Origin of the sequence: Sphingomonas sp. KC8 (assembly GCF_002151445.1) — a bacterium.
GTDB lineage: Bacteria > Pseudomonadota > Alphaproteobacteria > Sphingomonadales > Sphingomonadaceae > Sphingomonas_E.
This window is the reverse complement of record NZ_CP016306.1, coordinates 2,942,511-2,962,201: the sequence shown is the minus strand read 5'-3', so window position 1 is coordinate 2,962,201 and position 19,691 is coordinate 2,942,511. Positions and strand designations below refer to the sequence as shown.

The 19,691-nt window shown below is 63.7% G+C and carries 18 protein-coding genes and 2 tRNA genes; 10 read left to right on the top strand and 10 right to left on the bottom strand.

Features of this window, described 5'->3' with window-relative positions; genetic code table 11:
• Positions 1-5 precede the first annotated feature (5 nt).
• The 5 genes from scpA (at position 6) to KC8_RS13885 (ending at position 6,981) form a co-directional block, all read left to right on the top strand.
• Positions 6-2,159 (top strand): methylmalonyl-CoA mutase, encoded by a 2,154-nt coding sequence (gene scpA / locus KC8_RS13905; RefSeq protein ID WP_010124044.1) that lies wholly within the window; start codon positions 6-8, stop codon positions 2,157-2,159.
• 121 nt (positions 2,160-2,280) lie between these two features.
• The gene (gene bioB, locus KC8_RS13900) at positions 2,281-3,276 is read left to right on the top strand and encodes a biotin synthase BioB (protein ID WP_010124043.1); all 996 of its coding nucleotides are present in this window, start codon (positions 2,281-2,283) and stop codon (positions 3,274-3,276) included.
• Positions 3,276-3,827: a hypothetical protein gene (locus KC8_RS13895; RefSeq protein WP_010124042.1), complete on the top strand. Its 552-nt coding sequence runs from the start codon at positions 3,276-3,278 to the stop codon at positions 3,825-3,827. Before bioB ends, KC8_RS13895 begins: the two co-directional genes overlap by 1 nt.
• 20 nt (positions 3,828-3,847) lie before the next feature.
• Positions 3,848-5,830: an acetyl-CoA carboxylase biotin carboxylase subunit gene (locus KC8_RS13890; protein WP_010124041.1), complete on the top strand. Its 1,983-nt coding sequence runs from the start codon at positions 3,848-3,850 to the stop codon at positions 5,828-5,830.
• A gap of 59 nt (positions 5,831-5,889) precedes the next feature.
• The gene (locus KC8_RS13885; protein ID WP_010124040.1) at positions 5,890-6,981 is read left to right on the top strand and encodes an HPP family protein; all 1,092 of its coding nucleotides are present in this window, start codon (positions 5,890-5,892) and stop codon (positions 6,979-6,981) included.
• Here the strand turns inward: KC8_RS13885 and KC8_RS13880 are convergent.
• Entirely contained in the window at positions 6,978-7,862 is an 885-nt protein-coding gene (locus tag KC8_RS13880) for a LysR family transcriptional regulator (protein ID WP_232455547.1), read from the bottom strand. The genes KC8_RS13885 and KC8_RS13880 overlap by 4 nt on opposite strands.
• A gap of 142 nt (positions 7,863-8,004) precedes the next feature.
• Here KC8_RS13880 and KC8_RS13875 point away from each other — a divergent pair, with 142 nt between their 5' ends.
• Genes KC8_RS13875 through KC8_RS13865 form a run of 3 tightly spaced genes read left to right on the top strand, consistent with a single transcriptional unit; the run spans position 8,005 to position 10,323 of the window.
• Entirely contained in the window at positions 8,005-9,090 is a 1,086-nt protein-coding gene (locus tag KC8_RS13875; protein ID WP_010124038.1) for a Rieske 2Fe-2S domain-containing protein, read from the top strand.
• Positions 9,091-9,104: 14 nt separating this feature from the next.
• Positions 9,105-9,836, top strand: a complete 732-nt coding sequence (locus tag KC8_RS13870) for a glutathione S-transferase family protein (protein WP_050805357.1) — start codon at positions 9,105-9,107, stop codon at positions 9,834-9,836.
• A gap of 10 nt (positions 9,837-9,846) precedes the next feature.
• Positions 9,847-10,323, top strand: coding sequence for a nuclear transport factor 2 family protein (locus KC8_RS13865; RefSeq protein WP_010124035.1), 477 nt, complete (start codon positions 9,847-9,849; stop codon positions 10,321-10,323).
• A 20-nt stretch (positions 10,324-10,343) separates the two neighbouring features.
• Here KC8_RS13865 and KC8_RS13860 read toward each other — a convergent pair whose 3' ends face one another.
• Positions 10,344-11,804, bottom strand: a complete 1,461-nt coding sequence (locus KC8_RS13860) for an aminotransferase-like domain-containing protein (RefSeq protein WP_010124034.1) — start codon at positions 11,802-11,804, stop codon at positions 10,344-10,346.
• Positions 11,805-11,887: 83 nt separating this feature from the next.
• On the opposite strand from KC8_RS13860, the gene KC8_RS13855 reads away from it, so the two are divergent.
• A complete protein-coding gene (locus tag KC8_RS13855; RefSeq protein WP_010124033.1) occupies positions 11,888-12,751 on the top strand; it encodes a DMT family transporter in 864 nt (287 codons plus the stop codon).
• A 78-nt stretch (positions 12,752-12,829) separates the two neighbouring features.
• Here the strand turns inward: KC8_RS13855 and KC8_RS13850 are convergent.
• Positions 12,830-12,916: transfer RNA gene (locus tag KC8_RS13850), tRNA-Leu, on the bottom strand.
• A gap of 107 nt (positions 12,917-13,023) precedes the next feature.
• Entirely contained in the window at positions 13,024-13,539 is a 516-nt protein-coding gene (gene cobU, locus KC8_RS13845) for a bifunctional adenosylcobinamide kinase/adenosylcobinamide-phosphate guanylyltransferase (protein ID WP_029624322.1), read from the bottom strand.
• A gap of 187 nt (positions 13,540-13,726) precedes the next feature.
• Between cobU and KC8_RS13840 the strand changes: the two genes are divergently transcribed.
• Positions 13,727-13,812 (top strand) — tRNA-Tyr (locus tag KC8_RS13840).
• Positions 13,813-13,988: 176 nt separating this feature from the next.
• Here the strand turns inward: KC8_RS13840 and KC8_RS13835 are convergent.
• The 6 genes from KC8_RS13835 to rfbC form a co-directional block, all read right to left on the bottom strand.
• On the bottom strand, positions 13,989-15,167 hold the full coding sequence (locus KC8_RS13835) for a hypothetical protein (protein ID WP_010124031.1): 1,179 nt from the start codon (positions 15,165-15,167) through the stop codon (positions 13,989-13,991).
• A 278-nt stretch (positions 15,168-15,445) separates the two neighbouring features.
• On the bottom strand, positions 15,446-16,009 hold the full coding sequence (locus KC8_RS19895) for a hypothetical protein (protein ID WP_138956613.1): 564 nt from the start codon (positions 16,007-16,009) through the stop codon (positions 15,446-15,448).
• Positions 16,010-16,230: 221 nt separating this feature from the next.
• On the bottom strand, positions 16,231-17,100 hold the full coding sequence (gene rfbA, locus KC8_RS13830) for a glucose-1-phosphate thymidylyltransferase RfbA (RefSeq protein WP_010124030.1): 870 nt from the start codon (positions 17,098-17,100) through the stop codon (positions 16,231-16,233).
• A gap of 36 nt (positions 17,101-17,136) precedes the next feature.
• On the bottom strand, positions 17,137-18,018 hold the full coding sequence (gene rfbD / locus KC8_RS13825) for a dTDP-4-dehydrorhamnose reductase (RefSeq protein ID WP_010124028.1): 882 nt from the start codon (positions 18,016-18,018) through the stop codon (positions 17,137-17,139).
• Positions 18,015-19,091 (bottom strand): dTDP-glucose 4,6-dehydratase, encoded by a 1,077-nt coding sequence (gene rfbB / locus KC8_RS13820; protein WP_010124027.1) that lies wholly within the window; start codon positions 19,089-19,091, stop codon positions 18,015-18,017. The genes rfbD and rfbB overlap by 4 nt, the downstream gene beginning before the upstream one ends.
• Positions 19,092-19,095: 4 nt before the next feature.
• Positions 19,096-19,659, bottom strand: coding sequence for a dTDP-4-dehydrorhamnose 3,5-epimerase (gene rfbC / locus KC8_RS13815; RefSeq protein WP_010124025.1), 564 nt, complete (start codon positions 19,657-19,659; stop codon positions 19,096-19,098).
• Between the last annotated feature and the right edge of the window lie 32 nt (positions 19,660-19,691).

The window sequence follows — 19,691 nt, the reverse complement described above, 5'->3', positions numbered from 1 at the left end:
GCTCCATGACCGACACCACGCAAAAGACCGTCGCCGATTGGCAGGCCGCCGCCACCAAGGAAGTGAAGGGCAAGGATCTCATCTGGCAGACGCCGGAAGGGATTGCGGTCAAGCCGCTCTACACGGCTGAGGACGTCGCCGATCTCGATCCCGGCCTGCCCGGTTTCGCGCCGTTTACGCGTGGTGTGCGCGCATCCATGTATGCCGGCCGGCCATGGACGATCCGCCAATATGCGGGCTTTTCAACCGCCGAAGCGTCGAACGCGTTCTACCACCGGAATCTCAAGGCTGGGCAAAAGGGCCTGTCGGTCGCTTTCGATCTCGCCACCCATCGCGGCTATGACAGCGATCATCCGCGCGTGACCGGCGATGTCGGCAAGGCTGGTGTGGCGATCGACACGATCGACGACATGAAGATCCTGTTCGACGGCATTCCGCTCGACAAGATGAGCGTGTCGATGACGATGAACGGCGCGGTCATCCCGATCCTCGCATTCTTCATCGTCGCGGGCGAAGAACAGGGCGTGCCGCGCGCGCAGCTCGACGGGACCATCCAGAACGACATCCTCAAGGAGTTCATGGTCCGCAACACCTACATCTACCCGCCCGAGCCGAGCATGCGGATCATCTCCGACATTTTCGGCTACACCAGCCGAGAGATGCCCAAGTTCAACAGCATCTCGATTTCCGGCTATCACATGCAGGAAGCCGGCGCGACGCAGGTGCAGGAACTCGCCTTCACCATCGCCGATGGCCAGGAATATGTGAAGTATGGCGTGGCCTCGGGCCTCGATATCGACAAGTTTGCCGGCCGCCTGTCCTTCTTCTTCGCCATTGGCATGAATTTCTTCATGGAAATCGCCAAACTGCGCGCAGCCCGCGTGCTGTGGCATCGGGTGATGACGAATCTGGGCGCGAAGGACGAACGCTCCAAGATGCTGCGCACCCACTGCCAGACATCGGGCGTGTCGCTCACCGAGCAGGACCCGTACAACAACGTCATGCGCACGACGATCGAAGCGATGGCCGCGATGCTGGGGGGCACCCAGTCGCTCCACACCAACGCGCTCGACGAAGCGATTGCGCTGCCCACCGATTTCTCCGCCCGGATCGCGCGCAACACGCAGATCGTGATCCAGGAAGAAACCGGCATGTGCAATGTCGTCGATCCGCTCGGCGGCAGCTATTATGTCGAAAGCCTGACCAACGAACTGGTTGATCGCGCCTGGGAAATCATCCAGCGCGTCGAAGCCGATGGCGGTATGGCCAAGGCGGTTGCCGCCGGCTGGCCCAAGGCGATGATCGAGGAAGCCGCCGCCGCCAAGGCCGCGCGGATCGATCGCGTCGAAGAAGTCATCGTCGGCGTCAACAAGTATAAACTCGCCCAGGAAGACCCGATCGACATCCTCGATGTCGATAACGTCGCCGTCCGCGAAGCGCAGATCGCGCGCATCAACAAGGTGAAGGCCGGCCGCGACGAAGCCGCCTGTCAGGCCGCGCTCGATGCGCTGCGCGAAGGCGCCAAGGGCACCGGCAACCTGCTCGAACTCGCCGTCGAATGCGCCCGCAAGCGCGCCACGCTGGGCGAAATCTCGTCGGCGATGGAAGATGTGTTCGGCCGCTACGGCACCAGCCCGACCCCGGTGAAGGGCATCTATGGCGGCGCCTACGGCGATGATGCGCGCTGGGCGCAGCTGGTTGATGGCGTCGCTGCCGTCGGCCGCCGCAAGGGGCGTAAACCCCGCATGCTCGTCGCCAAGATGGGCCAGGACGGCCATGATCGCGGCGCCAACCTCGTCTCGTCGGCGTTCGGCGATCTCGGCTTCGAAGTTGTCGCTGGTCCCTTGTTCCAGACGCCCAAGGAAGCAGCCGATCTCGCGATCAAGTCCGATGTCGATATCGTCGGCGCATCATCGCTGGCCGCCGGCCACAAGACCTTGATCCCCGAACTGATCGGCCTGCTCAAGGATGCCGGCCGGTCGGACATCAAGGTCGTCGCCGGGGGCGTCATCCCCGCGCAGGATTATCAATATCTGCGCGATGCCGGCGTTCAGGGCATTTTCGGCCCGGGCACCAATCTGGTCGATGCCGCCGGCGAAGTGCTGCGCCTGCTCGGCCACAACGTCCCGCCCGAAGGCATCGAAGAGGCTGCGGAATGATCCGCTTGCCCCATAATGCTCGTCACCCTGAACTTGTTTCAGGGTCCATCGTGCCACATGCACCGTCCACGCCCGTGGATCGGTGGATGCTGAAACAAGTTCAGCATGACGGAGAAATTGCGTGAACGCTCCCCGCACCGATTGGACCCGCGACGAGATCGCCGCTCTGTTCGATCTGCCCTTCATGGATCTCGTGTTCCGCGCCGCCGAAGTGCATCGCGCGCATCACGATGCCGGCGCGGTCCAGCTGTCGACCCTGCTGTCGATCAAGACCGGCGGCTGCGTCGAGGATTGCGGCTATTGCAGCCAGTCGACCAGCGCCGACAGCGGTCTCAAGGCGACCAAGCTGATGGATTCGCGCGCCGTGCTGCAAGCGGCTGCCCAGGCCAAGGATAATGGCTCGTCGCGTTTTTGCATGGGTGCCGCCTGGCGCGAACCCAAGGACCGCGACATGCCCGCCATCATCGAAATGGTGAAGGGCGTGCGCCAGATGGGCATGGAAACCTGCATGACGCTCGGCATGTTGTCCGAAACGCAGGCTAAGCAGCTCGCCGACGCCGGCCTCGATTATTACAACCACAATATCGATACCTCGCCGGAAAATTACGCGAACGTCATCACGACGCGCAGCTTCCAGGATCGGCTCGATACGCTCGATCATGTCCGTTCGGCCGGCATCAATGTCTGCTGCGGCGGCATTGTCGGCATGGGCGAACAGCGCGAGGATCGCGTCGGTTTCCTCCATGCTCTGGCGACGATGGAACATCCCGAAAGCGTGCCGATCAACGCGCTCGTGCCGGTCAAGGGCACCGTGCTGGGCGATATGCTGGCCGATACCCCGCTCGCCAAGATCGACGAGATCGAATTTGTCCGCACCGTCGCGGTTGCGCGCATCACCATGCCGGGTTCGATGGTCCGTCTGTCGGCCGGCCGCGAAAGCATGTCCGAAAGCACGCAGGCCTTGTGTTTCCTGTCGGGCGCGAACTCGATCTTCACCGGCGATAAGCTGTTGACCGCGCCCAATGCCGGCGATGACAGCGATAGCGCGATGTTCGCGCGGCTGGGCATCCGTGCCATGGCTGCCGAAGCCCCGCGCGTGGCCGTCGCCGCCGAATAATGCTCGCAGCCACGCTCCTCCTCCTTGCGGCCCAGCCCGCGGCTTTGCCTGCCCCGGCAAAGCCCGCGCCTGTCGTGTCGCCGGTGGAAAAGCTGAAAGCGATCGACAGCCAGCTTGCGCTGGACACGTTCAAGGCCACCTGCTGGGATGCGCTGCGCGATCCGCAGGCGTTCCGCGCGGCCGTGATGATGGCCCCTATCGCATTGGTATTGCAGCCGAAAACGGCAGGTGCGGGCGAATCCTACAAGGCTCCCGAAGCCCTGCTGACCTACGTTGCCAGTGACAATCTGCCACTCAACATCCCGTCCCGCCAATGCACGCTCTACGCCCGCCTGTCCGGCGCGGCCGATCAGCTTGCCCTGGCCGCCCGCATCCAGCAGGCGCTCGCACTGCCCGTCGGGCGCACCCGCACCGATCCCGCCAAGTCCCAGACCGAATGGACCATCACGGGCGCTGATGCCCGGATGACCCGTTTGTTCGCATCCACCCGTGCCGCCCCCGGCGGCGGCACCGAGCTGCGCCTCGCCGCGCTGCTCCTCGCCCAGAAGTAGTACGGAGAGACGACGTCCCCATGTTCAAGAAGATCCTGATCGCCAATCGCGGCGAAATCGCCTGCCGCGTGATCCGCACGGCCCGCGCGATGGGCATCAAGACCGTCGCCGTCTATTCGGACGCGGACGCGCGCGCCAAGCATGTCGAGATGGCCGACGAAGCCGTCCACCTCGGCCCGCCCCCGGCATCGGAAAGCTATCTGCTCGCCGACAAGATCATCGCGGCGTGCAAGGCAACCGGCGCCGAAGCCGTCCACCCCGGCTACGGCTTCCTGTCCGAACGGACCAGCTTCGCCCAGGCGCTGGCTGACGCTGGCATCGCGTTCATCGGCCCGCCGCCAGGCGCGATCGCCGCGATGGGCGACAAGATCGAATCGAAGAAGCTGGCGATGCAGGCCGGCGTCAACGTCGTCCCCGGCTTCGTCGGTGAAATCGAATCGACCGACCACGCCGTCGAGATCGCCAACGGCATCGGCTATCCGGTAATGATGAAGGCGTCGGCCGGCGGCGGCGGCAAGGGCATGCGCCTGGCCTATTCCGAAAAGGACGTGCGCGAGAATTTCGAAAGCGTCCGCCGCGAAGGCCTGTCGAGCTTCGGCGATGATCGCGTGTTCATCGAAAAGTTCATCGAAAGCCCGCGCCACATCGAAATCCAGGTGCTCGGCGATCAGCACGGCAATATCGTCTATCTGGGCGAGCGCGAATGTTCGGTCCAGCGCCGCCACCAGAAGGTGGTCGAAGAAGCGCCGTCGCCGTTCGTTACCCCCGCGATGCGCAAGGCGATGGGCGAACAGGCCGTCGCGCTCGCCCGCGCCGTCGGTTACTTCTCGGCCGGTACGGTCGAACTGATCGTCTCCGGTGCCGACACGACTGGCCAGGGTTTCTACTTCCTTGAGATGAACACCCGTCTCCAGGTCGAACATCCCGTCACCGAATATGTCACCGGCCTCGATCTCGTCGAACAGATGATCCGCGTGGCGTATGGCGAAAAGCTGGCCTTCACGCAGGACGATGTGACGCTGACCGGCTGGGCGGTCGAAAACCGCGTCTATGCTGAAGATCCCTATCGCGGCTTCCTGCCGTCGACCGGGCGGCTCGTGCGCTATCGGCCGCCAGCCGTCAGCGCGGACATCCGCGTCGATGATGGCGTTACCGAAGGCGCCGAAATCTCGATGTTCTACGATCCGATGATCGCCAAGCTGATCACGTACGGCGATACCCGCATCGAAGCGATCGACCGCCAGATCGACGCGCTCGACCGGTTCGAAATCGACGGCATCGGTCACAACGTCGATTTCCTGTCGGCGCTGATGCAGCATCCGCGTTTCCGCGAAGGCAACATCACCACCGGCTTCATCGCCGAGGAATATCCCGAAGGCTTTGTCGGCGCGCCGACCGAGGCCAACCTTACCGCAAAGCTTTCGGCGGTGGCCGGCCTGATCGCCAATGTCGAAGCGGCACGCGCCGGCCTGATTGATGGTCAGCTTGACACACCTGCGCCTGCCCCCACCGATTGGGTGGTCAAGCTCGACGGGGCCGAACATCGCGTGGCGATCGAGGGCGAAGCGGTGGCGGTGGATGGTACGGCGGTCGTCGTCGATGCACCGTACCTGCCCGGCCAGCGACTGGTGGAAGCGACTATCGACGGCGAACCTCTGGCGATCCGCGTCCAGCGCAGCCGCACCGGCTGGCGCTTCACCACGCGTGGCGCCACGCACAAGCTGACCGTGCTGTCGCCGCGCATCGCCGACCTGTCGCACCACATGATCGAAAAGGTGCCGCCGGATCTGTCGCGCTTCCTGCTCTGCCCGATGCCCGGCCTGATCACCGCGATCCACGTCAAGGCGGGGGACAAGGTTGAGGCCGGCCAGCCGCTTGCGGTGGTTGAGGCCATGAAGATGGAAAATATCCTGCGCGCCGAAAAGGCCGGAACCGTCGCCTCGGTTTCCGCCGCACCGGGCGACAGCCTCGCGGTCGATGCGGTGATCCTCGAATTCGAATGATGCCATGCACCGGCCGGCCCCCAATCTGACGGGCCGGCCGGGCCGCTGAAGGACCCGCCATGCCGCTGACGCGCTTCTTCGCGCCGCTATCGCCGGTCGGGCGTCTCGGCTGGCTGCGCTCCTGCCTCGGCGCGCTCTGTGGAATCGTGATCACCGGCCTCATCTGTCGCATCTGGCTGGGCGCCGATGCCGCGCTGCCGATCCTGATCGCCCCGATGGGGGCATCGGCCGTCTTGCTGTTCGCGGTGCCCGCAAGCCCTTTGGCCCAACCCTGGTCGATCGTCGGCGGCAATACGCTTTCGGCGCTCGCCGGAATCGCCTGGGCGATGCTGGTGAAAGATCCGGTGCTGGCCGCCGGGCTGGCCGTGGCAACCGCAATCGGATTGATGAGCCTGGCCCGCTGCCTTCACCCCCCCGGTGGGGCGGCGGCGCTGACCGCGGTGATCGGCGGCCCGGCCATTGCAGCGGCCGGCTGGTCGTTCGCGCTGGTGCCGGTGGCGCTCAATTCCGTTCTGTTGCTGGCGATCGGCTGGCTGTTCAATAACGCCACCCGCCACAGCTATCCCCATCGTGCCAAGGCCCTGTCGCGCAATACCCACGGAACCCGCGATCCCGCCCCACAGGATCGGATCGGCTATAACGCCGCCGATATCGATACCGTGCTGGCCCGCTATGACGAACTGCTCGACATCAGCCGCGACGATCTCGATGCCCTGTTCCGTCAGGTCGAGGCCCAGGCCCATCGGCGGCTCCATGGCGAAATCCGCTGCGAGCGGATCATGTCACGCGACGTGATCCGCACTATGCCCGACGAAGGCATCGGCCAGGCACGCGATCGCCTGCTCGCCCGCCGCCTCGCCGCCATGCCCGTGGTGGATGATGACGATGTGATCGTCGGCATTGTCGGCCATGCCGAACTGCTGGCTGGCGCCGGCCGCACCGTGGGTGAGGTGATGGCGACATCCCCCTGCCTGGTATCGCCCGACACCCCGATCGATGAACTGCTGCCGATGCTATCGGGCGGCCTGTACCATGATGCACTCGTCACCGATCCCGATGGCGTTCTGCTGGGCATGATCACGCAGACCGATCTGCTCGCCGCGCTGTGGCGGGGCCATGTCGCCGAACGGGTCGCGGGGTCGACGGTCTAACCCCCGGCGGCGGCGCCGATCCGGGCGTGCAGCCGGACGGTGATGTCATCCATGAACGCCCGCAACGGCCGGTCCATCGGCACGTCGTCGCGCGCCAGCACCCACAGGTCGACACCCACGGTTTCATCGAGCGGCGCAATCCGCACCAGATCGGCGCAGCGATCGGCGACGAACGTCCACAGGAACGCCGCCCCGATCTCCTGTTCCACCGCGCTGCGCAGCGCCGACCAGCTATCGACATAGGCCGCGACCCGCACATCATCGGGAAACATCGCATCCCAGCGCCGCATGACGGGCAAATGCGACCAGCCGGAACAGCGAATCCATTCCTGTTCCTGCACCGCGCCCCCGCCGGCACCCCGCGCCAGATAGCCCTTGGCAGCGTAGCCCGCCTGGCGCAGCGTGCCGATCCGCCGGCCGCGCAGATGATCGGGCCGCTGATCGGCCAGACACAGGCCAATATCGCTTTTGCGCTGGACCACGCTTTCCGCCGGATCGGCCGACGACAGGATCGTCATCTGCACATCGGGGCGGATCGTGGCGAAGGCGGCCAGATCGGCCATCAGTTCCGCCCCCAGTTCAGCCGCCACCGCCAGCCGCAAATGGCCGCGCTTGGCGACCGCGCCATTGCCCAGTTCGGCGGCCAGCCCGTCCATCAGCTGTTCCATCTGATCAGCGACTTCCAGCGCGCGGCGACCGGCGGCGGTGGGATAATAGCCCTCCTCGCTCTGCGCGAACAAAGGCACGCCCAGCTGATGTTCCAGCCGGTCGAGCCGGCGGCCCACCGTCGTACGGTCGATCCGCAGCCGCTTGGCCGCGGCGGTGTAATTGCCTGCGCGCACCGCCGCGAGAAACATCCGCAGATTATCCCAATCGACCATCGTGCCCGTTTCGCAGACCACAGCTGCGCTGTCATGTGCAAAATTGCACATATTAGAGTGCGCACTGCGGCCTTGTTCGACATGATCGAATGTCGCAATTGGCTGCCCAAGGCAAAATGGCCGATTCTATGGAGAGTGGCAGATGGCGGGCACCGAAGATTACAAGCTGGGGACGTCCACCTTCCCCCGTGGCTGGTTCATGATCGGCGCGGCCGCCGACATGGGCGCCGCCCCCACCACCATTCACTATTTCGGCAAGGACATGGTGTTTTATCGCGGCGCCAGCGGCACGCCCCACCTCGTCCATGCCTATTGCCCCCACATGGGCGCGCATATCGGCCACAACAGCACCTCTTATGTGGTGCGCGATCAGGAACAGGTGCAGGGCGAATCGATCCGCTGCCCGTTCCACGGCTGGCGTTTCGGCCCGGATGGCCAGTGCGACGACATTCCTTACTCGCCCAAGTTCATCCCGAAAGCCGCCTGCCTCAAAACCTATCCGGTGATCGAACGCGCCGGCATCATCTGGATGTGGCACGACGAAGAAGGCGGCAAGCCCGATCATGATCTGCCGGCGTTCGCGCAGTGGGACCTGGAAAGCGAAGGCTGGGTCCGCTGGGTGATCGACGATTTCGGCACGCTGCCGATCCATCCGGTCGAGATCGTCGATAACATGGCGGATTTCGGCCATATGGGCCCGATCCATGGCAGCATCGACTGCCAGTATTTCGACAACATCTTCGACGGCCACAAGATCATCCAGCGTTTCGACGCCGGCCACCGCACGCTGACCGACGCGTCCTCGCCGGTGCTGTCGCTGGACACCTGGTATGAAGGCCCCGCCATTCTTCAGGCGCAGATGCAGGGCGCGTTCCCGTCGCTGATGCTGCTGACGCACACCCCGATCAGCGATGGCACCACCCGCCTGTGGCACGCGCTGATGGTCAAGCTGCCCAACGGCAACCCGACCGAAGAACAGCTGGCCATGGCCCGCGCCTACCAGACGGCCAGCCGCGAAGCACTCGCCCAGGACGTTGAAATCTGGGCGAACAAGGAACCCTGCTTCAACCCGATGCAGATTCCGGCCGATGGCCCCTATGGCAAGGTGCGGATCTGGTATCGCCAGTTCTACAACCCGATCGATCAGGCCGCCGCCGTGCACAAGCGCGTGAACGGGGTCGTCGTCACCCTGGGCGAAGAACGCCCGGTCGAACCGGTCGCCGCCTGAACCAACGGCCGGCCATGCCCTTATTCTCATCGCCCCCGGCGGTTCCGCCCGCGATCGAGCTGTACGGCATGGCCAGCCCGAACGTCCGCAAGATCACGATCATGCTGGAAGAGCTGGGGCTGGCCTATGCCTTCCGGCATGTCGCGGTATTCCGGGCCGGACAGTTCGAGGCGGACTTCCTCGCGCTCAATCCCAACGGCAAGGTGCCGGTGCTGGTGGATCACACCACGCCCGGCCAGCCGCCAGTGGTGCGTTTCGAATCCGCCGCGATCCTGATCTACCTTGCCGAACGGCATGGCCAGCTGCTTGCCCCGGCCGAGCCGGATCGTGGTGCGGTGCTACAGTGGCTGATGATCCAGGCCTGCAATGTCGGGCCGATGCTTGGCCAGTTGAACCACTTCCAGTTCGCCGCGCGCGACGGCAATGATTACGCCTATGATCGCTACCGGAACGAAGCCGAACGGCTTTACCGGCTGATCGACCAGCGGCTGGCGGCGCATGCCCATCTGGCCGGCGACACCTATTCGATCGCCGATATCGCGACCTTCCCGTGGATGGCCTATCTGGAAAAACACGGGTTCGGCGCCGGTGATTTCCCGCATCTTTGCGCGTGGCGAGATCGGATCGGCGCGCGGGCCGCGGTGCAACGCGGGCTGGCCGCGATCCATGAGGCCGAAGCGATCGACGCCGAAGCGCTGCGCACCGCATCGGCCAGCGATATGGATCGCTTCTTCGGACGGCGTTAAACCCCGGTCCATGACCACCGCCATCGAACAGCAGATCGCCGCCCTTGCCACACGCCTGCGCGCGCTGGAGGATCGCGAGGCGATCCGCGCCGTGATCGCGGCCTATGGCCCCGCGGTCGATTCAGGCGACAGCGCCGGGGCCGCCAATCTGTGGGCCGCCGATGGCCAATATGATGTCGGCGGCATGGGGGTGAGCAAGGGTCATGACGCCATTCGCGCCCTGTTCGACGGCGATATCCACCAGCAGCTGATCGCGGAAGGGGCGGCCCATGTCCTCAGCCCCGTCCACATCGATCTGGCCGACGATACCGCGACCGCCACCGGCTATTCCTGCGTGTTCCGCTGGGACGGGCAGGATTTCGGCGTCTATCGCGTCGCCGCCAATCGCTGGGAACTGCGCCGTGAAGGGGATACATGGCGGGTCACACGCCGCGTCAATCGCCTGCTCAACGGCACAGCCGAGGCACGGGGGCTGCTAGCGCCCTGATCCACGCCGGAGGCGGTGGATCAGCTATGCGCGACGTCCGGCTCCACATGTCCCGGCCGCGATTGCCCAGCCATCGCAGTTTCCAGCACGCGGAAAACCCGTTCGTCGGCCATCTGCGCGACATTGAAGCGCAAATATCCCGCCGCCGATCGGCCAAGGCTGAAGACATTGCCCGGCGCGAGCACAACATCGTCCGCCAGCGCCCGGCGCGCGACATCCGCCGCGTCGATCCCGTCGGGCAGGCGGCACCATAGCAGCATGCCTGCCGCCGGTTCGATCCAGGGGATGATGCCGATCGCCTTCAGCCGCCGCGCCGTCCGCGCGCGCGCTTCGGCCAGCCGTGCCCTGAGGCCATCCATGTGGCGGCGATAGCTGCCGTCGGTCAGCACCGAAAGCAGCAGTTCGGCGGACAGCGGGCTGCTCGCCATGCCGGTGGCGATGCGCAGGTCGGTCAGCCCCGCAATCCAGTCGGCCCGCGCCGCAATATGCCCGCAGCGCACCGACGCCGACAATGTCTTGGAAAAGCTGCCGATGCGGATCACCCGATCCAGCCCGTCAAATGCCGCCAGGCGCGGCGCCGGCGTCTCTTCGAAATCGGCGAAGATATCATCCTCGACGATGATCAGATCATGCGCCTCGGCCAGCTTGAGCACGCGGTGCGCGGTGGCGGCCGACAATGTCGCGCCGGTCGGGTTATGGAGCGCCGAATTGGTAATGTAGAGCCGCGGGCGATGTTCGATCAGCGCCTGGGCGAACGCGGCAATATCCGGCCCGGTCGTGGTGTACGGAACCCCCACCACCTTTGCCCGGTGCGCGCGCAGCAAGGCGTGGAAGTTGAAATAACAGGGATCGTCGACCAGCACGGCATCGCCCGGCTCGATCAGGAAGCGACAGACGAGATCAACCGCGTGCGTCCCCGAATCCGCCAGCAATATCTGGTCCGGGCCTGCATCGACGCCCTGTTCGGCCATCCGGCGCGCGATCAGCCGGCGCAGCGGCTCGGCCCCCATCGGCGATCCATATTCGACCAGCGCGCCCTTATCCTCGCCCCGCGCCAGCCCGCGCAAAGCCTTGCGGATCGCGCCTTCGGGCATCCAGCCTTCGGGTAGCCAGCCGCAGCCGGGCATCAGCGTACCGGATCGCGTCGCCAGCGATTGGCGCAGCACCCACAAAGGATCCACCGCTGAATCAAGGCGCGGGCCGATCTCCGCCAGCGTCAGCGGGGCAAGGGGGGCCGCGACATAAAAGCCCGATCCCGGCCGCGATCGGATCACGCCTTCGGCCGCCAGCCGGTCATACGCGTCGACAATGGTCGATTTGGACAGCCGCATCGCATCGGCCATCGCCCGCACCGAAGGCAGCTTCGCCCCCGGCGTCAGCACCCGCCGGTCAATCCGCTGGTGGATCGCCGCCATCACCTGTTCGACGCGCGTACCGCCAGTTCCCCGATCGCCCGTCAACTGTACCGATCCTTTGTTCATGACAGTTCATTGATATTGTATCGGACTGTCACTGGAAAGCCGCCGCCTAAAATCCGACTGCTCACCCCGAAAGGGACAATGACATGGATCGGACGAGACAGGGCTGGGTTTGCGGATTCATCGGGGTCGTGATCTTCAGCGGATCGCTGCCCGCAACGCGCGCGGCGGTGGCCGGATTCGATCCGCTATTCCTGACGGCGGCACGCGCCGGCCTGGCCGGAACCCTCGCCGCGCTGCTGCTGATCGGCTTTCGCGCCAAGGCCCCGGCACGCGATGATTTCGGTTCACTGGCGATCATCGCCGCCACGGTCGTCATCGGCTTTCCCTTGCTCACCGCGTTCGCGCTCCAGCACATGCCCTCGGCCCGGTCGATCGTCTTCATCGGCCTGCTGCCGCTCGCTACCGCCCTGTTCGGTGCGCTGCGTGGCGGCGAACGGCCGCGCGCCGCCTTCTGGGCTTTTGCCGGGGTCGGCGGCGCGCTCGTCGCCGGCTTCGCGCTAGCCCAGAGCAACGCGACGGCGGGGATCGGCGACGCACTGATGCTGATCGCCGTCATCCTGTGCGGGCTTGGCTATGCCGAAGGCGCGGTGCTCGCCCGCCGGCTGGGCGGCTGGCAGGTGATCTGCTGGGCGCTCGTGCTGGCGCTGCCGGCCATGGCGATACCCACCTTCACCGCATGGCCGCCTCGCTGGGACGGGATCGGCGCGGCCGCGTGGATCGGCCTTGGCTATGTCTCGCTCTTCTCGATGCTGATCGGGTTCATCTTCTGGTATCGCGGCCTGGCACTCGGCGGCACCGCCGGGGTCGGCCAGCTCCAGTTGCTCCAGCCCTTCTTCGCCTTCGCGCTGGCCGCCGGCCTGCTCCATGAAAGCGTCGGCTGGCCGATGATCGCCGTCGCCACCGCCGTGATCGGCTGCGTTGTCGGCGCGCGCCGCTTCGCCACCTGAGCAACCACCGATGGCCGATACGAGAATGGCGGCTCCACCAGGGGAGCCGCCATTTCTGTCTCGCCATTTCCGGACGAGTGGTGCGGTCGAGAAGACTCGAACTTCCACGGCCTTTCGGCCACAACGACCTCAACGTTGCGCGTCTACCAGTTCCGCCACGACCGCACATCGAGTAGGGCCCCGATAGCGGGGCGCTGGCAGGCGCGAGCCTCTAGCAAAGCATTTTGGGAACCGCAACGGCCCAAATCGCTTTTCTCAAGGAAATCCGCAGATCATCCGCCTTTCAGCCACAAAGGCAGCCCCGCGATGACCAGGGCGACCCGATCCGCAACCGCCGCAACCGCCTGATTCGCCCGCCCCGCATGGTCGCGAAACAGCCGGCCCATGGGGGTTTCGGGCACGATCCCCGAACCCACCTCGTTCGAAACCAGAATCACATGCCCATCGGCCTGCCCGATCGCGGCAGCCAGCGCGGCAATCTCCATTTCCATATCCGCGTCGGCCAGCATCCGGTTGCTCAGCCATAAGGTCAGGCAATCGGCCAGCATGACGCCACCGCCCCGCAGCCCGGCAATCGCATCCGGCAGATCGTGCGGCGCATCCACCGTCGTCCAGCGCGGCCCGCGATCGGCCCGGTGGCGTGCGATGCGATCGGCCATTTCGGCATCGAACGCCTGCGCGGTGGCGACATAAACCAGCGGCCCGCCCCCAGCCTCAGCCAGCCTTTGGGCAAAGCCGCTCTTGCCCGATCGGGCACCGCCAAGCACGAGGGTGCAGCCGCGTGTCATCGTCCATCCTTTGCCCATGAAACGCCGCTTTCATGACCATATGCATTCCATCGTGCAACCGCCCGCCACACGGGGTTGCAGAACCCGAAAGCCTCGTCTATCAGGCGCGCTCTCGACGCTGAGGCGAAGGGAATTCCGGCGGCAGCGCGAAAGCGAACGCGGCGGAAAATCACCACTCCGGTGGTGTGGACAGGTGGCCGAGTGGTTAAAGGCAGCAGACTGTAAATCTGCCCGTGCAAGCGTACGCTGGTTCGAATCCAGCCCTGTCCACCACCGGGTGGAACTCCCAAGAAATCTTAAGCTTTCAACCTTCGGTGCCACACAAGGGCGCCCACACGAAGGGCATGGAAGAGATGTGCAGGCTGTCGCGGCGGAAGGGCTTCGCCAAGCGGCAAGCCCGCAAGCGCCGGCCTTCCGATGCCCCCTCGATACTGGCGGGCGAGGTGCGGCTATTTAGCCGCCGCCCCATCACCGACTAACGCGCGATAATAGCAGCACGCGGGGTCAAGATTTGCGTCTTTGGTCACGTCCGCCATGTTTACTTTGTCCAACTTCGCGCGAACCTTCCTCGCCAGGGCGTTATTCACCGGCGGAACACCCGTCACAAAGCGCTGATTGGTCTGGAATAAAACATATTCCGGCGCTTCAACACCCAACACGTCAATTAGAATCTCTGCGGCCGTATAGGCATAGACAACCCGGACAAACACCGCCGCAAGGATGGCCGAAAGAGACGCGGAATAGCTGTCGCCAAACAGGACGAGGGTTTCGTTGACCGGCGCATTTTCATTTTTGAACACCCAGATGCGACCATGATTATCGATTCCGTCCCGGAAGGCCGGAAGCCGCAAATCCCGCGAGTCCACAACCTCGAACACGCCTGATCGCTTTTCCGGCAGCTTGCCCCCCAGATCTCCGAACCGCTTATGGTCCGAAAACCGAGTGGGGAGATGGCCTACGGCCCACCCCAGCCCCACATCCTCCAGATAGAATCGTGCGCCCAGACAGGCGCCATAGTCGCTCCAATGCGTGTCGATCTTGCTGAACCCGCGCTCCCGCTCCTGCCGCAGATAAGCGACCGGGAAACGCGCCACTTCCGGGTTCATGGCGGCCATAACCTGATCAACAGGAGTAATTTCAGCGCGCGTATGCGGGTAGAGGTCCGAGAACACCTCTTCCTTTGCAGGACAGATCAGAAAGCGGACGATCGAATGCTTCCCAATCGCGTCCAGCGCCTGCGAATATTCGCGCCACCCCTGAACCTTGGGGCCATCCAGCAGCAGCTTGCCGGTAAATTGCTCGACGCTGCGGTTGGTGTCGTTGTCTAGAAACAGATGCCCATCCAGGCCTTCCTGTACCTTGAAGGCGGGAGAAAATATGCTGAAGTTGGCGGCAATCTCACGCCGCCCGTCGCATTCGAACGCCAGTTGAGCGACCCGACTGACCGGCTTCATCGGAATGCGGAAGCGAACCAGTGGACTATATTGATCGGCCCGGTCGGCGAACACACGGTCGCGCGCATTGGGGGCGGCAATGTCAGGCGCGTCGGACCAAACCACTTCGCCATCAACAACCAGTTCCACGCGGATGTCAGCGCCGGGACGCTTCGGAAAGACCCAACCTTCCACGAACCCGGCATCGGCAACTTGATTATCCAGAGGCCTGTCGAGATACTAGGCTTGGATGTCCGGCATGGACGCAACCGGTTCCTTGCGGACAACCAAGCTCTGCATTTTAGTCCCCTACTTTAATTGCGCGATGAGAGGGGACGAAAATGGTTTCTGATTGGCCCGCCACCGAACATCTGGAACTAGTTGGATCATAAATTTGCGGAGGCTTGACCCTGATCCCCCCATGGGCATGGGAATCCGGGTTAAGACGGCCACGCAACCATCAGTGACAAGGGTTATGCTGGGTTGCGTCTATATTTTTGGATCATCTCAGCGACGGCCTCCAGGCGCATGCCCTCGCGCCGAACGAACAGCTTTAGCTGGCCAATACCAGCAACCGGACGCGCGAACTCTTCGACCACATGATAATGAGGACGTGATGTATAGTCATGGAACGCGATAACAGCATCAGAACGAAGTGTCATCAAAGCCTGCAAGAAACAGGCAACACGGAATCGCCCATCCACCAAACATAAATCGTAGTCAGAAAATCCCGTGCGCGTTATAGAAAGAGAATAATCATCAAAAAGATTTTCATGATCTCTTCCGATAGGATTTCCCCAATTTCCAGTTGGCCCGATATTTACGACGCTCATTAAGGCATCCTTTTGGGTGGAACCTATTTCAGCCCTAACGCCGTCAACCCAATTTTTGTCGCTATCAATTGCGTGAATTCTGTCTTTCACGAGGCTCGCAGCAAGACAGGTGCTGCCGCCCATTCCAAATTCGAAGTAGGAACTTGTTTGCTGCAGGAAAGCGGAAAAAAGATCGATTTCCGATTGAGACATGAGGATCTTCATGAACGTAACTCCGCTCCTTCTCGCGAGGCGCTCCTATGAGGTTCGGGCCGGAGATTGGCAAGCATCCCGCCGATACTGGCCCGTTATCGTTCAGCGGGCAGCAGGGTAAGTCGCCTCCCCGCTGAAGCGCCCCGGGCCTTCCCGTCGAATGCGCGCGACACCCCTTTGAAATTCAAGAATAAGCTGGGACTTGGGCAAAGCGGGCGAGCCAGCACACCCGGTCAGCCATCGGCAAGGATCCGCCGCAGATAGCGGCCATAGTCCGACTTGCCGAGCTTGCCGATCGCCTGCTCCAGTTCGGCGACGCCGATGAAGCCCTGGCGGAAGGCGATTTCCTCGGGGCTGGCAATCTTGAAGCCCTGTCGCTTTTCAAGCACGCGGACGAATTCGGCGGCATCGAGCAGGCTGTCGGGGGTGCCGGTGTCCAGCCAGGCGTAACCGCGCCCCATGATCTCGACCGAAAGTTCGCCCCGTTCGAGATAGACGCGGTTGACGTCGGTGATCTCCAGTTCGCCGCGCGGCGAGGGCTTGAGGTTGGCGGCGATGTCCACCACCTGCGCATCGTAGAAATACAGCCCGGTGACCGCCCAGTTGGACAACGGCTTTTCGGGTTTCTCCTCGATCGCAACGACCCGCATCGCTGCGTCGAAGCTGACGACGCCGTAACGTTCGGGATCGTGGACATGATAGGCGAACACGCTTGCCCCGGACGTGCGGGATGCGGCACTGCCCAGCAGTTCGGGCAGACCATGGCCATGATAGATGTTGTCGCCGAGGATCAGGGCGGATTGCTGGCTGGCCACGAAATCAGCGCCAATGATATAGGCTTGGGCAAGCCCATCGGGGCTGGGCTGCTCGGCATATTCGAAGCACATGCCCCATTGCGCGCCGTCCCCCAGCAGCGCCTGGAACGCGGGCAGGTCACGCGGTGTCGAGATGATCAGCACCTCCCGGATGCCCGCCAGCATCAGGGTGCTGAGCGGATAATAGATCATCGGCTTGTCGTAGACCGACATGAGCTGCTTCGAGGTCGCCAGCGTCATCGGATAGAGCCGGGAGCCGCTGCCGCCGGCCAGGATGATGCCTTTCATTTTTCGTTCCTTGTTTGGGACGGCCGTTCAGCGCGGTCAGGGCTGCAGGCGATCGACCACGGTTTCCAGCGATGATCGCCAGTGAGGCAGCACGATGCCATGCGTCTCTGCGATGCGCCGGCAATCCAGCCGCGAATTGGCGGGCCGCGTCGCCGGCGTCGGATAATCCGCCGTCGTGATCCGCTTCACGCGGGCGGTCGGCCCACCGCGCATCGCGGCAGATGCGAAGATTGCCTCGGCGAAATCAGCCCAGCTCGCTTCGCCGCTTGCGGTCATGTGGAAAATGCCACGCAACGCCGGATCAGGATTGGCGACCAGATTCATTGCAACCTTCAGAATGCCGTCGGCAATGTCGAGCGCGCTGGTGGGATTGCCCAGCTGATCGGCGACGACAGAGACCTCGTCCCGATCCCCTGCAAGGCGGAGCATGGTCTTCACGAAATTGCCGCCGAACGGGCTGTAGACCCAGGCCACCCGAAGAATCGCGCTGTGATCGCCATGGGCCGCTTGCACGGCTTGCTCACCCGCCAGCTTGGACGCACCATAGACACCGGTCGGCCCGGTCGGATCGCTTTCGGTATAAGGTCTGTCAGACGTGCCATCGAAGACATAGTCGGTCGAAATATGTACCAGCGGCACGCCAAGCGCCCGGGTCGCGTCGGCAACCAGCCCCGCGCCGCGGCCATTGATGGCCTGGGCCAGATCCCGCTCGCTCTCCGCCTTGTCCACCGCCGTATAGGCCGCGGCCGAAACGATCACGTCGGGCGCGGCGGCTTCGAGCGCGGGCCGGATCGAGCTGGGATCGGCGAGATCCAGCCGAGGCCGGCCAATTGCGATCACCGTATGCCCGGCGGCCGCGCCGCGTTCAACCAGGCTGGAGACGACCTGGCCTGCCTGACCCGTGACGGCGATCCTCATGTAGATATCCCGGCCGTGGCGGGCGCGGCTTTCGCCAACCCCAGCCGCTCGCCGTCATAGCGCTCCCGCAACGGGCGCCACCACCATTCGTTGTCAAGATACCAACGCACCGTCTTTTCGATGCCGGTGTCGAAATTTTCCCGCGCGCGCCAACCCAACTCGGTCTCGAGCTTCGTCGCGTCGATAGCGTAGCGGGCGTCATGGCCGGGCCGGTCGGTGACGAATTCGATCAATCCGTCACGCGGCGTGTTCGCCGGCACCAGTTCGTCGAGGACCGCGCAGATCCGGCGCACGACATCGATGTTCCGTCGTTCGTTGCGACCGCCGACATTGTAGGTTTCGCCCGGGCGGCCCCGTTCGACGATGATATCCAGGGCGCGGGCATGGTCGTCGACAAAGAGCCAGTCGCGCACATTCTCCCCGGTTCCGTATATCGGCAGCGACCGCCCCGAGAGCGCATTGAGAATCGTGAGCGGAATCAACTTTTCGGGGAAGTGATAGGGCCCGTAATTGTTCGAACAGTTCGATACCACCACCGGCAGCCCATAGGTGCGCTGCCAGGCCTTGGCGAGATGATCGGACGCCGCCTTGGACGCCGAATAAGGCGAACTGGGATCATACGGCGTGACCTCTTCGAACAGGCCCTCATCGCCCAGCGAGCCATACACCTCATCGGTCGAGACATGAAGGAAGCGAAAGGCGTCCTTCGCGGCCCCGGTCAGCCCGTTCCAATAACCACGCGCGGCTTCGAGCAGGGTGAAGGTGCCGACCATGTTGGTCTGGATGAAATCGGCCGCGCCGGTGATCGAACGGTCGACATGGCTTTCGGCTGCCAGGTGCATGATTCGATCGGGCCGGAACCCGGCGATCGCTGCGTCCATCGCCGCCCGGTCGCAGATATTGGCCTTGAGGAACTGGTGGTTGGGCCTGCCCTCCACCGCGCGCAGCGAAGCTTCGCAGCCGGCATAGGTGAGCACATCGATGGTGAGGACCTCATAGCCCTTTTCCAGCACCAGATAGCGGACAAGTGCTGAGCCGATAAAACCGGCGCCGCCGGTAACGATCACGCGCATGAGGTTACTCGCTCCAGCGGAAATAGACGGGAAGATCAGACAGAAGCGGCTGCTTACGATCCTTGGGCGAAAGCGTGTCGGGATCGGCGATATCCGGCCAGGCGACAGCGATCGTCGGGTCGTCCCAGGCCAATCCCTTGTCGCATTCGGCGCTGTAATAGCCGGTCACCTTGTAGCCGATCACAGTGTTCGGCTCGAGCGTGCAGAAACCGTGGGCGAAACCCGGCGGAACCCATATCTGCTTGCCATTTTCAGGGGTTAGCGTCTCCCCCACCCACCGGCCATAAGTAGGAGAACCCCGGCGGATGTCGACGGCAACGTCGAACAGCGCCCCGGCAGTACAGCGCACGAGTTTTCCCTGCACATGCGGCTCGCTCTGAAAATGCAGGCCGCGCACCGTACCTGCCTTCGCACTCAGCGACTCATTGTCCTGGACGAAGGTGAAATCACCACAATGCTCGCCAAATATATCGGCGCGGAATGTCTCGGCAAAATAACCGCGTTCGTCGCCGATATGCCGGGGAATGAAGAGTTTCAGGTCGGAAATCTCGAAGGATTTGACTAACATTTTGCCTCTTCACGCTCCCCATTCATGATCAT

What these genes read in the sequence shown, in the direction of transcription:
- rfbD (WP_010124028.1), bottom strand. Translation starts at nt 18,018, where the DNA reads ATGAGGATCGCCGTCACGGGTCAGGCAGGCCAGGTCGTCTCCAGCCTG.
- KC8_RS13875 (WP_010124038.1), top strand. Translation starts at nt 8,005, where the DNA reads ATGGCGGGCACCGAAGATTACAAGCTGGGGACGTCCACCTTCCCCCGT.
- rfbA (WP_010124030.1), bottom strand. Translation starts at nt 17,100, where the DNA reads ATGAAAGGCATCATCCTGGCCGGCGGCAGCGGCTCCCGGCTCTATCCG.
- rfbC (WP_010124025.1), bottom strand. Translation starts at nt 19,659, where the DNA reads ATGTTAGTCAAATCCTTCGAGATTTCCGACCTGAAACTCTTCATTCCC.
- KC8_RS13895 (WP_010124042.1), top strand. Translation starts at nt 3,276, where the DNA reads ATGCTCGCAGCCACGCTCCTCCTCCTTGCGGCCCAGCCCGCGGCTTTG.
- KC8_RS13880 (WP_232455547.1), bottom strand. Translation starts at nt 7,862, where the DNA reads ATGGTCGATTGGGATAATCTGCGGATGTTTCTCGCGGCGGTGCGCGCA.
- KC8_RS19895 (WP_138956613.1), bottom strand. Translation starts at nt 16,009, where the DNA reads ATGAAGATCCTCATGTCTCAATCGGAAATCGATCTTTTTTCCGCTTTC.
- rfbB (WP_010124027.1), bottom strand. Translation starts at nt 19,091, where the DNA reads ATGCGCGTGATCGTTACCGGCGGCGCCGGTTTTATCGGCTCAGCACTT.
- scpA (WP_010124044.1), top strand. Translation starts at nt 6, where the DNA reads ATGACCGACACCACGCAAAAGACCGTCGCCGATTGGCAGGCCGCCGCC.
- cobU (WP_029624322.1), bottom strand. Translation starts at nt 13,539, where the DNA reads ATGACACGCGGCTGCACCCTCGTGCTTGGCGGTGCCCGATCGGGCAAG.
- KC8_RS13865 (WP_010124035.1), top strand. Translation starts at nt 9,847, where the DNA reads ATGACCACCGCCATCGAACAGCAGATCGCCGCCCTTGCCACACGCCTG.
- KC8_RS13870 (WP_050805357.1), top strand. Translation starts at nt 9,105, where the DNA reads ATGCCCTTATTCTCATCGCCCCCGGCGGTTCCGCCCGCGATCGAGCTG.
- KC8_RS13885 (WP_010124040.1), top strand. Translation starts at nt 5,890, where the DNA reads ATGCCGCTGACGCGCTTCTTCGCGCCGCTATCGCCGGTCGGGCGTCTC.
- KC8_RS13860 (WP_010124034.1), bottom strand. Translation starts at nt 11,804, where the DNA reads ATGAACAAAGGATCGGTACAGTTGACGGGCGATCGGGGAACTGGCGGT.
- KC8_RS13855 (WP_010124033.1), top strand. Translation starts at nt 11,888, where the DNA reads ATGGATCGGACGAGACAGGGCTGGGTTTGCGGATTCATCGGGGTCGTG.
- KC8_RS13890 (WP_010124041.1), top strand. Translation starts at nt 3,848, where the DNA reads ATGTTCAAGAAGATCCTGATCGCCAATCGCGGCGAAATCGCCTGCCGC.